This is a genomic window from Variovorax glucosi (genome assembly GCF_051216695.1).
Classification (GTDB): Bacteria; Pseudomonadota; Gammaproteobacteria; order Burkholderiales; family Burkholderiaceae_C; genus Variovorax.
Window position 1 is genome coordinate 743,784 of sequence record NZ_JBPJZE010000001.1, and the last position, 13,773, is coordinate 757,556.

At 66.0% G+C, this 13,773-nt stretch carries 11 protein-coding genes; 7 read left to right on the forward strand and 4 right to left on the reverse strand.

Features of this window, described 5'->3' with window-relative positions; genetic code table 11:
• Positions 1-13: 13 nt before the first annotated feature.
• Complete coding sequence (locus ACSFA3_RS03620; RefSeq protein ID WP_435504023.1) at positions 14-1,510, reverse strand: aldehyde dehydrogenase family protein; 1,497 nt, start codon at positions 1,508-1,510, stop codon at positions 14-16.
• A gap of 137 nt (positions 1,511-1,647) precedes the next feature.
• Positions 1,648-2,610: a LysR family transcriptional regulator gene (locus ACSFA3_RS03625; RefSeq protein ID WP_435504024.1), complete on the reverse strand. Its 963-nt coding sequence runs from the start codon at positions 2,608-2,610 to the stop codon at positions 1,648-1,650.
• A gap of 97 nt (positions 2,611-2,707) precedes the next feature.
• Between ACSFA3_RS03625 and ilvD the strand changes: the two genes are divergently transcribed.
• The 6 genes from ilvD to ACSFA3_RS03655 all read left to right on the forward strand — a co-directional run bounded on the left by ilvD (position 2,708) and on the right by ACSFA3_RS03655 (position 12,568).
• On the forward strand, positions 2,708-4,402 hold the full coding sequence (gene ilvD, locus ACSFA3_RS03630; protein ID WP_435504025.1) for a dihydroxy-acid dehydratase: 1,695 nt from the start codon (positions 2,708-2,710) through the stop codon (positions 4,400-4,402).
• 52 nt (positions 4,403-4,454) lie between these two features.
• Positions 4,455-5,120 (forward strand): response regulator, encoded by a 666-nt coding sequence (locus tag ACSFA3_RS03635; protein ID WP_435504026.1) that lies wholly within the window; start codon positions 4,455-4,457, stop codon positions 5,118-5,120.
• Between the two features lie 2 nt (positions 5,121-5,122).
• On the forward strand, positions 5,123-6,577 hold the full coding sequence (locus ACSFA3_RS03640; protein WP_435504027.1) for a sensor histidine kinase: 1,455 nt from the start codon (positions 5,123-5,125) through the stop codon (positions 6,575-6,577).
• 78 nt (positions 6,578-6,655) lie between these two features.
• Positions 6,656-7,897 carry an efflux RND transporter periplasmic adaptor subunit gene (locus ACSFA3_RS03645; protein WP_435504028.1) on the forward strand — a complete coding sequence of 414 codons (1,242 nt, stop codon included), beginning with the start codon at positions 6,656-6,658 and terminating at the stop codon, positions 7,895-7,897.
• 20 nt (positions 7,898-7,917) lie between these two features.
• Complete coding sequence (locus ACSFA3_RS03650) at positions 7,918-11,121, forward strand: efflux RND transporter permease subunit (protein ID WP_435504029.1); 3,204 nt, start codon at positions 7,918-7,920, stop codon at positions 11,119-11,121.
• A complete protein-coding gene (locus tag ACSFA3_RS03655) occupies positions 11,099-12,568 on the forward strand; it encodes an efflux transporter outer membrane subunit (protein ID WP_435504030.1) in 1,470 nt (489 codons plus the stop codon). Before ACSFA3_RS03650 ends, ACSFA3_RS03655 begins: the two co-directional genes overlap by 23 nt.
• 39 nt (positions 12,569-12,607) lie before the next feature.
• On the opposite strand, the gene ACSFA3_RS03660 is transcribed toward ACSFA3_RS03655, so the two are convergent.
• The gene (locus tag ACSFA3_RS03660; protein WP_435504031.1) at positions 12,608-12,859 is read right to left on the reverse strand and encodes a TIGR04438 family Trp-rich protein; all 252 of its coding nucleotides are present in this window, start codon (positions 12,857-12,859) and stop codon (positions 12,608-12,610) included.
• Positions 12,860-12,942: 83 nt separating this feature from the next.
• Here ACSFA3_RS03660 and ACSFA3_RS03665 point away from each other — a divergent pair, with 83 nt between their 5' ends.
• Entirely contained in the window at positions 12,943-13,260 is a 318-nt protein-coding gene (locus ACSFA3_RS03665; RefSeq protein ID WP_435504032.1) for a c-type cytochrome, read from the forward strand.
• Here ACSFA3_RS03665 and ACSFA3_RS03670 read toward each other — a convergent pair.
• Positions 13,254-13,763, reverse strand: a complete 510-nt coding sequence (locus ACSFA3_RS03670; RefSeq protein WP_435504033.1) for a LapA family protein — start codon at positions 13,761-13,763, stop codon at positions 13,254-13,256. The two genes, ACSFA3_RS03665 and ACSFA3_RS03670, sit on opposite strands and share 7 nt — an antisense overlap.
• Positions 13,764-13,773: the final 10 nt, after the last annotated feature.

A 13,773-nucleotide genomic window follows, 5' to 3' on the forward strand; every position in this document is an offset into this window, starting at 1 on the left:
AAAGAGAGATTGATCAGACGGTTCCGAAGCCCAGGATCGCCTTGGTTTCGAGGTATTCCTCGAGACCGTGGCTTCCGTATTCGCGGCCGTTGCCAGAGAGCTTGTAGCCGCCGAACGGCGCAAACGGGTCCCACGCCGGGTGATTGATCAGCACCTGGCCGGCGCGGATCTGCGAGGCGACAGCGCGCGCCTGGACGAGGTCGGCGCCCTGCACATGCGCGCCGAGCCCGTAGACCGTGTCGTTGGCAATGACCACGGCTTGTTCCACCGTGTCGTAAGGAAGGATGCACAGCACCGGGCCGAAGATTTCTTCCTGCGCGATACGCATCCCGGTCTCGACCGACGAGAAGATCGTCGGCTGCGTGTAGAAGCCGCGCGCGAGTCCTTCAGGCCGACCAGCGCCGCCGCACAGCAGATGCGCACCGTCTTCTTCGATACCGACCCGGATCAGATGCTGAACGCGGTCGAATTGCGCACGATTGGCGATCGGACCCAGCGTCGTTTTCTCCGACATCGGATCGCCGACGACCAGCGCCTGCGCTGCGTCGCGAGCCAGCGCCTCGACTTCCGCCAGACGCTCGCGCGGCACGATCATCCGCGTCGGTGCGCTGCACGACTGACCGACGTTGCGGAACGCCGCCGCCACGCCGAGCGGCACGGCGCGCGCGAAATCGGTGTCGGGCAGCATCACGTTCGGCGACTTGCCGCCCAGTTCCTGCGTCACGCGCTTGACCGTCGGCGCCGCCGCCTGCGCGACCAGCACGCCGGCGCGGGTGGAGCCGGTGATGGAGATCATGTCGATGCCCGGATGCTCCGCCATCGCCGCGCCCACGTCCGGACCGGTGCCGTTGATCAGGTTGAACACGCCCGCCGGCACGCCCGCGTCGTGCATCAGCTGGGCGAACATCAGCGCGCTGAAAGGCGACAGCTCGCTCGGCTTGATGACGATGCAGCAACCCGCAGCCAAGGCCGGCGCAACCTTGGCCGTGACCTGGTACAGCGGCCAGTTCCAGGGCGTGATGAGACCGCAGACGCCGATGGCTTCGCGGACGATCGCGGTCGGACCCTGGTGTTTCATGAACGGATAAGCCAGCAGGGCTTCGCGCGCGACCCGCACGTGTTCGGCAGCGAACGGCAACTGCGCGGTGCGCGCATAGCCGATCGCGACACCCATCTCGAGGCTGAGCGCGAGCGCAAGTTCTTCGGCGCGCTCCAGCATCAGCGCGTGGATCTTTTCCAGCAGCGCGGCGCGCGATTCGACGGAAGAAGTCGAGAACGCAGGGAACGCGTGGCGAGCGGCGGCGACTGCCAGATCGACGTCATTTGCGCTGCCCATCGCGATGCGGCCGAAGACCTGCTCCGTGGCAGGGTTGACTGCATCGAAGAATCCGCCGCTCGTCGCCGCTGTCGGCACCGGATCTTGCCAGTCACCATCGATGTAGAAGCGCTGCGCGTTCGTGCTATCGGTGATCGGGAGATGGGGAATAGCGTGCGGCGCGAAGCTCGTCATGGATCAGTGCTTTCGGGATGGGAACCAACCATCGATCTTAGGTAGTGACCTCCTGCAAAAGCTGTCGATTCAGGTCGGGCTGCGGTCATTTCCTGCCGAAGAAACGCCGCAAACGGCATGCCGCAGTCAAGCCGCAGTCAAGCCGCAGATCGAACTGCCGACCGCACGAATTCCACGAATCGCCCCAACGCCGGATCGCAGACGTCCGCAGACCAGACGAGGCTCGTCTCGCAAGCCGGCAACGGTTGCGCCGCCAGCGCCTTCCGGCCACGATGAGCGACGGCGCCCGGTGCGAGCGCCTCCGCGGTTCTGTACACCACCCCCGCCCGCCTGAACTGCATGACGCTCGCCGGCACCCAGGCCACGCCGACCCCGCCCCACACCAGATTGACGATGGTCTGCATCTGGATTGCTTCCTGCGCCACCGTCGGCACCCGCCCGGCCGCGTGATACAGCCCGTAGATCGCGTCGTGCAGCGACGGTACGATGCGGCGCGGGAATATCACCAGCGGCTCGGCCAGCACGTCGCCCAGCGCCGGCCGCTCGACGCGGGCCAGCGGATGCGATTCCGGCAGCGCCAGCACCAGCGGTTCCGCAGCCACCGGCAGGCGTTCGAGCCCCGGCGGCGCGAAGCCGGGCGAATGCAGCATCAGGCCGGCGTCGATCTCGCCACGCGCCAGCGCTTCGAGCTGCACATCGCCGGTCGCCTCGACCAGTTCCAGCGCCACCTGCGGGCACTGGATGCGGAATTCCCGCACCCACACCGGCAGCCGCTCGAAACCGATGGTCGACACGAAAGCCAGCCGCACGCGACCGACTTCACCCGCCGCCGCAGCCCGCGCGCGCATCGGCAATGCCTGCGCACGCGCCAGCATGTCGCGCACGTCCGGCAGCAGCGCCTCACCGGCGGCAGTGAGCGCGACGCGGCGTTGGGTGCGATCGAACAGTTTCACGCCGAGCGTCCTCTCGAGCTGTGCGATGGCCTGCGTGACCGGCGGCTGGGTCATGTGCAGGCGACGGGCGGCGCGACCGAAGTGCAGTTCCTCGGCGACAGCGACGAACTGCCGCCAGGCACGGAGGTCGATGAGCGTTTCTTTCATACTTCCAGCATATCAATCCACACCAATCTTCGGATTGGAACGAATCATTCATTCGTCGGATACTGGCGTCCCCCCGAATTCAAAAGAAGAGACCGTCATGGACATCAAGCCGCTCCAGATCAACCGCCGCAGCGCCAACATCGTCGAAGGCAAGTCCCGCGCGCCGAATCGCTCCATGTATTACGCGATGGGCTACGAAGAGAGCGACTTCAAGAAGCCGATGGTCGGCGTCGCGAACGGCCACAGCACGATCACGCCTTGCAATTCCGGCCTGCAGAAGCTGGCGGATGCGGCCATCGCCGGCATCGAGGAAGCCGGCGGCAATGCGCAGGTGTTCGGCACGCCCACGATTTCCGACGGCATGGCGATGGGCACCGAAGGCATGAAGTACTCGCTGGTCAGCCGCGAAGTCATCAGCGACTGCATCGAGACCTGCGTCGGCGGCCAGTGGATGGACGGCGTGCTGGTGGTCGGCGGCTGCGACAAGAACATGCCGGGCGGCCTGATGGGCATGCTGCGCGCCAACGTTCCTGCCATCTACGTCTACGGCGGCACCATCCTGCCGGGTCGCTACAAGGGCCAGGACCTGAACATCGTCAGCGTGTTCGAAGCGGTCGGCCAGAATGCCGCCGGCAACATGAGCGACGAAGACCTGCTGCAGATCGAGAAGCGCGCCATTCCCGGCACCGGTTCCTGCGGCGGCATGTACACGGCCAACACCATGTCCAGCGCGTTCGAGGCGCTCGGCATTTCGCTGCCCTACTCGTCGACGATGGCGAATCCGCATGACGAAAAAGCCAACTCGGCCAAGGAATCGGCCAAGGTGCTGATCGAGGCGATCAAGAAGGACCTGAAGCCACGCGACATCGTGACGCGCAAGGCGATCGAGAACGCGGTCGCAGTGATCATGGCGACCGGCGGATCGACCAACGCGGTGCTGCACTTCCTGGCGATCGCGCATGCGGCGGACGTCGAATGGACCATCGACGACTTCGAGCGCATGCGCAAGAAGGTGCCGGTGCTGTGCGACCTGAAGCCGTCGGGCAAGTACCTTGCGGTCGACCTGCATCAGGCCGGCGGCATTCCGCAGGTCATGAAGGTGCTGCTGAACGCCGGCCTGCTGCACGGCGACTGCATCACCATCAGCGGCCAGACCATCGCCGAAGTGCTGGCCGACGTGCCCGACGTGCCGCGTGCCGACCAGGACGTGATCCGCCCGATCGGCAAGCCGATGTACGCCGAAGGCCATCTGGCGATCCTCAAGGGCAACCTGTCGCCAGAAGGCGCGGTCGCGAAGATCACCGGCTTGAAGAATCCGGTCATCACCGGACCGGCGCGCGTATTCGACGACGAGCAATCGGCGCTTTCCGCCATCCTGGCCGGCAAGATCGTGGCGGGCGACGTGATGGTTTTGCGCTATCTCGGCCCCAAGGGCGGGCCGGGCATGCCCGAGATGCTGGCACCGACCGGCGCGCTGATCGGTGCCGGCTTGGGCGAAAGCGTCGGCCTGATCACCGACGGCCGTTTCTCGGGCGGCACCTGGGGCATGGTGGTCGGTCACGTCGCGCCGGAAGCGGCGGCGGGCGGCACCATCGCGTTCGTGAACGAGGGCGACTCGATCACCATCGATGCGCATGAGCTGGTGCTCGAACTGCACGTGTCCGACGAAGAAATCGAGAAGCGCCGCGCAGCCTGGACCGCACCCGCACCGCGCTACACGCGCGGCGTGCAGGCGAAGTTCGCGTTCAACGCGTCCGGCGCCAGCACGGGTGCCGTGCTCGACAACTACTGAGTCGCGGCCGCACCGGCCTGCTGCCACTTCCTAGACCTCTTCCACCGCTGCCATGCGTGTCCTGCTGGTCGAAGACGATCCGACGCTGCGTCTCGGCATCGAACGCACGCTGCAAGCCGAAGGCTGGCAGGTCGATTCGGTGACAGACGGCGCGCAAGCCCTCGCCGCCACCGCAACCGAGCGCTACGACGCCGCCGTGCTCGACCTGGGCCTGCCGCGCATTCACGGGCTCGATGTGCTGAAGCAATGGCGCAGTGCCGGTCAGGATCTGGCTGTGCTTGTGCTGACGGCCAACGACGGCCTGTCGAACCGGCTGCGAAGCCTCAACGACGGTGCCGACGACTACGTGCCGAAACCCTTCGAGCCCGAAGAACTGGTGGCGCGCCTGCGCGCCGTCACGCGGCGACGGCGCGGTGTCAGCACCAACCTGCTCTCGGTCGGGTCGCTCACTTTCGACACCGACGGACGCGAGCTGCGGCATGGCGACCAGCCGATACCGCTCAGTCCGCGAGAAGCCGCTCTGGTGCAGCTGCTCATGGGCTCGGCAGGCAAACCGGTTTCGAAGACCCGCATCGTCTCGGCGATGTCCAGCTGGGAATCGAACTTCAGCGCGAACGCCGTCGAAATCTACATCCTGAAGCTGCGCCGCAAGTTGTCCGAGGCCAGCGTCGCCATCGTCACGGTGCGCGGCGTCGGCTACCGGATGGAAGCGACCTGACCATGCGTCGATTCCGCAGGAGCATGGGGCGTGAGCTGCTCGGCCCGCTGCTCTCGCTGTGGGTTGCATCGGCCATCGTCGCGACGTTATGCGCGTTCTGGCTCGTCGGCCGGGCGAGCGACCTGTCGTTCGACCGGTTCCTGCAGGACGACGCGCTGGCGTTGTCGACACAGCTCCAGTGGAACGGCGGCATCGCCCGTTTCGCAGTCGACCAGGCGACGGCGGCTTCGCTGGTTTTCGACTCTCTGTCGCACTCCCGCTTTGCGGTCCGCACGGTCTCGGGCCGCACGCTGGTGAGCAGCGCAGCGATAGAGCCGCCGACCGAACTCGAGTGGGAGGAGCCGGGGCGGCCGGTGTTTTTCGACGTAGACAACGCCAAGTCCGGCACACCCCTGCGCGCGGTGATTCAGCGCTTCCAGCCGACACCCGGAGACGAAGCTGTCGTGATCGTGGTGGCCGAGTCGCGGACCGGGCGCAACCAGGTGTCGCGCGAGATCGCGCTAGCCATCTTCCTCCCGGCGGCGCTGGTCGGTTTCGTCATCGTTCCGCTGATCTATCTGGGCGTGAGGCACGGGTTGGCGCCAACATGGGAAATCAGCGACGCCGTCTCGCACCGCGGCTTCGACGACCTGTCGCCGATGCCGGTGGACAGCGTTCCGGACGAGTTGCGCGGCATGGTGACGCATACCAACGCGCTGCTGCTCAGGCTGCAGACATCGATGCTCGAGCAGAGGCGCTTCCTGTCCGATGCCGCGCACCAGCTTCAGACGCCCATCGCCGGCATTCGTCTGCTGGTGGGCGACATGCGACGCACGCAGCGTGCGGACGCGCGCCAGCCGGCCGACGCAGATGTGCTGTCCGAGCTCGACCGGGTCGCGGCCCGCGCCGTGCATCTGGTTCGTCAGCTGATGGCTTTCGCCAGAATCGACCAGGAGGCGGTGGTCGAGAGCATCGACTTCGATCCGGCCGATGTGCTGGACGCCTTGCACGACCAATGGCTCCCCGCCATCGAAAAGGCCGGCAAGACCTTGTCCATGCGCCGGCACCAACCGGCTGAAGGTGCGGCCTGCCTGCTGAACGGCTCGCCGACGCTGCTGCACGAAGTCGTAGGCAACCTGCTGGACAACGCGCTTCGCTACGGCGGCGACAGCCTTGCACTGACGTCGGAACTCCTCAACGACGAAATCGTCATTGCGGTGGAGGACAACGGGCCGGAGCTCGACGCGACGACGCGCGAAAACATGCTGAGGCCTTTCTGGCGTGGGACGCACGGCTTGCCGGGCGGCTCCGGCCTTGGGCTGTCGATCGCGCATCGCGTGATCGAACGCCTGGGCGGCGTACTGGCGGTGCGGACGCGGCCCGGGGTCGTGGGCACCCGGGTCGAGGTGCGACTGCCCCGGAAGACGACCGGTTCATCGACGGGTTTATCGACGGGTTCAACGAAACCGTTTTCGTAAAGCCAATTTAAAGCTACCCGAATCTAGACTCCGCGCGCCTGTCCCCCGACGGGCATTCATCAGGCGGAAAACAGATTCATGGCACGCAGATTTTCATCTCCCGGAATGGTCGGCGCGATCGCGCTCGTCGCGCTCTTGCTGGGGGCAGGCGGCGCATGGTGGGTGCATCGCGCCACGGCTGCGACGGTGGACAGCGCATCGGCGCAAACGGATGCGGTCAAGGCTGGCCAAACGGGCAAGACAGGCAAGAGCGGCGAAAACGCGGTCGAGGTCAGCGCGGTGCAGGCCGGCGACCTCGAGGTGGGCCCGGTATCGGCGAAAGCCTTCGTCAACCGCCGCGAAGCGATCGGCTACATCGATTTCAACCAGGACAACACGGTTCCGGTCTTCACTGCCTATCAAGGCCGCATCGCCAAGGTGCTGGCCAAGGCCGGCGACGACGTCAAGGCCGGCCAGGTGCTGTACACGGTCGCAGCACCCGACGTCGCGCAGGCGGCATCGACGCTGATCACGTCCGCAGCGACGCTGAGCGCTGCGACGCAGACGCTAAAACGGGCGAAGGTGCTGGCTGCCGACGACGGCATCCCGCAGAAGGAGCTGATCCAGAACCAGGTGGATTTCCAGACGGCACAGGCCAACTTCGACGCAGCCCGCAAGTCGTTGCGCCTGTTCGGGCTGTCGGAGGCCGAGATAGCGAACATCGAGCGCAGCCATGCCGTCGACATCGAGATGCCTGTGCGCAGCCCGATTTCCGGTCGCGTCACGGCGCGTGCCGCGCAGGCCGGCCTGCTGGTGCAACCCGGCGCATCGACGGCACCCATGACCGTGTCGGACGTCCGCACGCTGTGGATGGTCGCGACCGTGCCGGAGTCGGAAATGACGCTCTATCGTATCGGCCAGCCGGTCCAGGTGCGCGTCCAGGCCTATCCCGGCAAGACCTATGACGCGCGTGTGTCCTATGTCGGGGACGCAGTGGATGCCAACAGCCGTCGGCTCGTGGTGCGCGCCGACGTGAAGGACCCGGCGCATGAGTTGCGCCCGCAGATGACGGCGGATTTCAGCATCGAGCTGTCGGCACCGGAGCAAGGTCTTTCGGTGCCGGCGCGGGCCGTGGTTCGCGAGAACGACGGCAGCTACGCGGTTTGGGCGGCAGTGGAAGGCGCGAAGGGCGACGGCCAGCGCTTCGAGCGGCGCGCGGTCACGCTCGGGCACCACACGGCAGATGCGGTACAGGTTACCGGCGGACTGCGCGACGGCGAGCGTATCGCGCGCCGCAACGCCCTGTTCCTGAGCAACCTCTACGCGATCGATACGCAGTAAACGCCCGAAGAAAGCCTCACGTGTTCCGTTCCCTGCTCGCCTTCGTGCTCATGCGAAGGCCCATCGTCCTGCTCGGCCTGCTGGCCTTCATTGCCGCCGGCGTACTGGCCTTTCTCAAGCTCAACGTCGAGGCCTATCCGAATCCCGCGCCGGTCATTCTGGAGATAACGGCCCAGGCCGCCGGACAGTCGGCCGAGGAAATGGAGCGCTACTACACGCACCCGATGGAAATCGGGCTGGCGACGACGCCCGGCGTGGACAACATCCGCTCGACCTCGTTCTACGGTCTGTCGTTCGTGCGCGTGACTTTCAAGTACGACACCGACTACTACTTCGCGCTCACGCAGGTCGCCAACAACCTGGCGGCCAACGTGAACCTGCCCAACGGCGTGCAACCGCAGATCCAGGCCTCTAGCCTGGTCGGCGAGATACTGCGCTACCAGGTCAAGGGACCGTCGACCTACAGCCTGACGCAGCTGCGTGCGCTGCAGGACTGGGTGATACAGCGCCGCCTCCTGACAGTGCCCGGCGTCGTGCAGGTCGTCACCTGGGGCGGAACCACCAAGGAATACCACGTCGAGCCCGACCCGAAGCTGCTCGAAGCGCACGGCGTGACGCTGCAGCAGCTGATCGCGGCAATCGGCAATGCCAACCTCAACGTCGGCGGGCGCGCGGTCAGCGTGGGCGACCAGTCGATCAACATCCGCGGGCTGGGGCTGATCGAGAAGATCGAGGACGTGGCCAACGTCGTCATCGGCCAGCAGAACGGCCTGCCGACGCAGGTGAAGGATGTTGCGCGTGTCGTCGAGGGAACGGTGCCGAGGCTGGGCGAAGCCGGCCGCGATGCGCAGAACGACGTGGTGACCGGCGTCGTGATCATGAACCGCACCCTGCACACCAGCGACGTGATCGCGCGGGTGAAGACGGCGGTCGACAAGATCAACAGCGATGGCGCGCTGCCGCAGGGCGTCCAGCTGGCGCCCTACTACGACCGTTCGGTGCTGGTCGGGGTGACGACGCACACGGTGGTGCACAACCTGATCTTCGGCTGCGTGCTGGTGTTCCTGATCCAGTGGATCTTCCTGGGCGACCTGCGCAGCGCGACCATCGTGAGCGTGAACATACCGTTCGCGCTGTTCTTCAGCATCATGATCCTGGTGCTGACCAACGAGTCGGCCAACCTTCTGTCGCTCGGGGCGGTCGATTTCGGGATCATCGTGGACTCGGCCGTGATCCTGGTGGAGAACATCTTCCGGAACTTCCAGAAGCCGTCGGCCGAGCGCGCGCTGGCGCTGCGCACGATGGCCCGCGCACCCGACGGCGCGCGGACCGACCCCTCGCTCGGCTGGACGGCTCGCCTGCGGCTCATCTACCTGAGTGCCTGCCAGGTCGACAGTTCGGTGCTGTTCTCGACCTGCATCACCATCGCCGCGTTCCTGCCGCTGTTCACGATGCAGGGCGTCGAGGGCCAGATCTTCGGCCCGATGGCGCGCACCTACGGCTACGCGCTGGCCGGCGCACTGCTCGCGACCTTCACGGTGACGCCGGTGCTCGCGAGCTACCTGCTGCCGCGCAAGGTCGAGGAGAAGGAAACAATCTTCGTGCGCGCCATCGACCGGGTGTATCGCCCGGCCCTGCACTGGACGCTGGCGCACGTGCGCACCACGCTGGCGATCGGCGCGCTGGTGCTGGTGGCCGGCGGCCTGCTGCTGTCGACGCTGGGCAGCGAATTCCTTCCGGCGCTGGAAGAAGGCAACCTCTGGATTCGCGCCTCGATGCCTTCGACCATCTCGCTGGAGGCCGGCAGCGACAAGGTCAACCGCATGCGCAAGCTGATCAAGGACTATCCGGAAGTCATCACCGTGGTGTCGCAGCACGGACGCCCGGACGACGGCAGCGATGCATCGGGCTTCAACAATGTCGAGCTGTTCGCACCGCTCAAACCTTTCGAGGAATGGCGTCCGGGCATGACGAAGGAACGGCTGGTCGGTGAGCTGCAGCAGAAATTCGCCGCCGAATTCCCCGGCGTCGGCTTCAACTTCTCGCAATACATCCAGGACAACGTCGAGGAAGGTCTTTCGGGGGTGAAGGGCGCCAACTCGGTGAAGATCATCGGGCCGGACCTGGCGACGCTGGAAACGCTGGCCAGGCAGGTCATGACGGTCATGAGCGGCGTGCCGGGCGTGGCCGACCTGGGCGTGTTCAATACGCTGGGCCAGCCGAACCTGAACATCCAGATCGACCGCGCACGTGCCGCCCGCTACGGCCTCAACACCGGCGACATCACCGCAGTGGTGCAGGCCGCGCTGGGCGGAACCCAGGCGACCACCGTGCTCGAGGGCGACCGCCAGTTCGGCCTGACGGTACGTTTTCCGCAGAGCCAGCGCGCCTCGCTGGACGATGTGAAGTCGCTGCGCGTGGGCTACACGACCACCGGCGGCAGCACTTCCTTCATACCGCTTTCGGACATCGCCAAGGTGACGCTCGACACCGGCGCCAGCTACATCTACCGCGAGAGCAACGAACGCTTCATCCCGATCAAGTTCAGTGCCCGCGGCCGCGACCTGGGCAGCACCGTCGAGGAAGTGCAGAAGCAGGTCGGCGCGCAAGTCAGGTTGCCGGCCGGCTATCGCATCCTGTATGCCGGCGAGTTCGAGGAACTGCAGCAGGCCAAGGCGCGGATGGCGGTGGCCGTGCCGATAGCGGTGGCGCTGATCGTGGTGCTGCTCTATGCCCTCTTCAACAACTTCGTCTACAGCCTTCTCACGCTGGCGGCGGTGCCGTTCACCGTGACCGGCGGCATCGTCGCGCTGTGGGTTTCGGGTCAGGTCATCAGCGTGTCGGCAATCATCGGATTCATCTCGCTGCTGGGCGTATCGGTGATGGACGGCATCCTGATCCTGGGCTACTACAAGGAGCTGAGGCTCAAGGGCCGCGACGACCTGGAAGCCATCCGCGAAGCCTACGAGCACCGGATGCGGCCGCTGCTGATGACCGCGCTGTCGGCCTGCATCGGGCTGCTGCCGGCAGCGCTCTCGCATGCCATCGGCAGCGAAGTGCAGCGCCCGCTGGCCACCGTGGTGGTGGGCGGGATGCTGATCGGCCCGATTTTTCTGCTGCTGGTGGTTCCGGCATTGCGGCTCGCGGTGCTGCGGCGTTCGAAGTTCGCCAAGCGGCGACAAGGTTTGGGAGGAAAGAGAAATGCGGCAACAAACCCTGCCTGAAACAGATGCCCGGCGAAAGAGCGCCGACCTGCTCGGGAGGCTCGGAATGGCGGGCTTCGTCGGACTGTTCGCCATGTTCGGCATTTGCGGCTGCACCGTCGGGCCCGACTACGTGCGACCCGAATCTCCGCTACCGATGGCCCTGACGCGCGAGCCGCTCCCGACCGCAGGCAGCGCAGCTGTGACGGTGACGTACGACTGGTGGCGCCAGTTCGGCGTGCCCGAACTCGATGCGCTGGTCGCGCAGGCGCTTGCGCAGAGCCCGACGGTCGCAGCCGCCGAAGCGACGCTGCGCGCAGCCCGCGAGAACACGATCGCGCAGCGTGGGTTCTTCTATCCGACCGTGCAGGCAGGCTACAACGCATCGCGGCAGAACGTCGGGCAATCGGTTTCCTCGCCGCTGGCGTCCGGCGATTCGATCTACAGCTATCACACGGCCCAGCTCAGCGTCGGCTTCGCGCCAGACGTGTTCGGTGGCAACCGGCGCCAGGTCGAAGGTCTGCAGGCGGCGGAAGACGGCCAGCGCGACCAGCTTGCCGCGGCGCGCGTGACGCTCGCTTCGAACATCGTGGCTGCGGCGATCCAGGACGCCACGCTCACCGAACAGGCCGAAGCCGTCCAGCAGGCAATCGAGGCGACGCGCGAGCAGCTCGACTACGCGCGCCGCCTCCAGGCCAACGGCTATCTGAGCGGACTCGACGTCGCGCTTCAGGAAAACCAGCTGACGCAGCTGCAGCAGTCGCTGCCGCCGTTGGAAAAGCAGCGCGAGCAGACGCGCGACCTGATCTCGGCGCTCGCCGGGCGGACCCCCGATGCGGTGCTGCCGCGCATCAGGCTTGCGGATGTCCGGATGCCGGCTTTGCCGTCGGCAGTCGCCTCGGAACTGATCGATCAGCGTCCCGACGTGCATGCGGCCGAGATGCAGCTGCGCGCGGCAAACGCCGCCATCGGCGTCGCAAAGGCGGCCCGCCTGCCGCAACTGTCGATCACGGCGGCTTTCAGCGGCGGAGCGATCCGGTTCGCAGACATGTTCGCCGCCGGCAATCCGGCATGGTCGCTCGGCGCGGGTGTGTTGCAGCCGATCTTCTCGGGCGGCACGCTCTCTGCACGCCAGCGCGCGGCCGAAGCACAGTTCGATGCCATCGCAGCGCAGTACCGAGGCACGGTCCTCGCAGCATTCCAGAACGTCGCCGATGCGCTCTACGCCATCGACGTCGACACGCGTGCATTGCGCGTCGCGGAGGCGGGGGAGGCGGCGACCCGGAAGAACTTCGAGCTGACGCGGCTGCAGCTCGCTCAGGGATATACGACTCGGCCATCGGCACTGGCGACGCAGGCCGCTTTTCTCCAGAACAGATCCGCCCGCATCGCAGCACGCGGCGCGCTCCTCGGCGATACGGTCGCGCTCTATCAGTCGCTGGGCGGAGGTGCCGGCACAAGGCCGTGATCGGCCCTCGGACATCGGCCGACGAGCCGAGGAGCGTCCTCAGCGGCGGTCCTTGGCACGCGGCGACAGGGTTCCGAGCCGGCTGTGTTTGCGGTCGATTCGCTCCTGTTTGCGCCGATTCTCTTTTTCGATGACGCGGCGCTTCGTGTAGCCGGACCAGTCGGCGTAGGCCCACCAGGCGGCGGCCAGCGCGAACGGCGTCAAGACGATCCACCACGCAAGCTGTCCGACAGGGCCGATCTCGAGATACTTGAGAACCAGTCCGACCAATCCCAAGGCCAAGAACCACATGGGGAATCCTTACTCAGAGCACTAAATAGAATCTCTCGGAATGACTGTAACTCATGGTAACCGGCGCGTACGCGCGCATTGACATGCTCAAAGCTTTTTCGATCCTCTTGATGGCCTCCTCCGGCTTTCTCGCCACCACGCCCGCTCTGGCCGATCTCGCGCTGGCACGCAGCAAGAACTGCATCAGCTGCCACGCCGTCGAGCGCAAGCTGCTCGGCCCTTCGTTCAAGGACGTGGCGGCGAAATACAAGGGAAATGCCGGTGCCGCCGACATGCTCGCCAGCAAGATTCGCAAGGGCGGTTCCGGCGTATGGGGCGCCGTTCCGATGCCGGCCAACAACCAAGTCAGCGAAGCCGACGCGAAGAAACTGGCCGACTGGGTACTCGCGACGCCTCAGTAGCGAGGCGGGATGATCGTCGAGCCGCTCGACGAAAGCGTCGTAGCGACGGTCGACGACCCCGGAACCGGACGACGCTCTAGACGATCCTCCAGCTGCCCGATGTGCGCTGCCAGCGTGCCTTCGAGCTGCTCGACGCGCGCGATCAGCGTGGAATGGCGCTCGGCGTTGCGCGTCATGTGGACGTTTTCCTGCGTCTCCAGGAAGTTGCGCAATTCCGTGAAGCGCGATGCCTCCGCCTTGTCGGCCAGATCGCGCTGGGTCTGCATTTCCTTCGTGTGGCGGCGCGAATCCATGAGCACCGAGCTTTGCAGCGACACGACATAGGCAGCAAAGAGAATGCCGAGCAATACCGTGAGCCCCAGCATGATCACGCCAAGCGGCGCATTGACCTGCATGAAGCCGATGGACATCAGCACCGGCATCGCCAGAACGCCCCAGTTCAGCGCAGCCAGCGCAGCGATCAGCACGACGACGGCCAGCAAAAATCCTGTTCTCAAACCCATGTGAAACACT

Bases quoted from the DNA above. Each gene is read 5' to 3' on its own strand.
- ACSFA3_RS03620 (WP_435504023.1), bottom strand. From the start codon at position 1,510: ATGACGAGCTTCGCGCCGCACGCTATTCCCCATCTCCCGATCACCGAT.
- ACSFA3_RS03625 (WP_435504024.1), bottom strand. From the start codon at position 2,610: ATGAAAGAAACGCTCATCGACCTCCGTGCCTGGCGGCAGTTCGTCGCT.
- ilvD (WP_435504025.1), top strand. From the start codon at position 2,708: ATGGACATCAAGCCGCTCCAGATCAACCGCCGCAGCGCCAACATCGTC.
- ACSFA3_RS03635 (WP_435504026.1), top strand. From the start codon at position 4,455: ATGCGTGTCCTGCTGGTCGAAGACGATCCGACGCTGCGTCTCGGCATC.
- ACSFA3_RS03640 (WP_435504027.1), top strand. From the start codon at position 5,123: ATGCGTCGATTCCGCAGGAGCATGGGGCGTGAGCTGCTCGGCCCGCTG.
- ACSFA3_RS03645 (WP_435504028.1), top strand. From the start codon at position 6,656: ATGGCACGCAGATTTTCATCTCCCGGAATGGTCGGCGCGATCGCGCTC.
- ACSFA3_RS03655 (WP_435504030.1), top strand. From the start codon at position 11,099: ATGCGGCAACAAACCCTGCCTGAAACAGATGCCCGGCGAAAGAGCGCC.
- ACSFA3_RS03660 (WP_435504031.1), bottom strand. From the start codon at position 12,859: ATGTGGTTCTTGGCCTTGGGATTGGTCGGACTGGTTCTCAAGTATCTC.
- ACSFA3_RS03665 (WP_435504032.1), top strand. From the start codon at position 12,943: ATGCTCAAAGCTTTTTCGATCCTCTTGATGGCCTCCTCCGGCTTTCTC.
- ACSFA3_RS03670 (WP_435504033.1), bottom strand. From the start codon at position 13,763: ATGGGTTTGAGAACAGGATTTTTGCTGGCCGTCGTCGTGCTGATCGCT.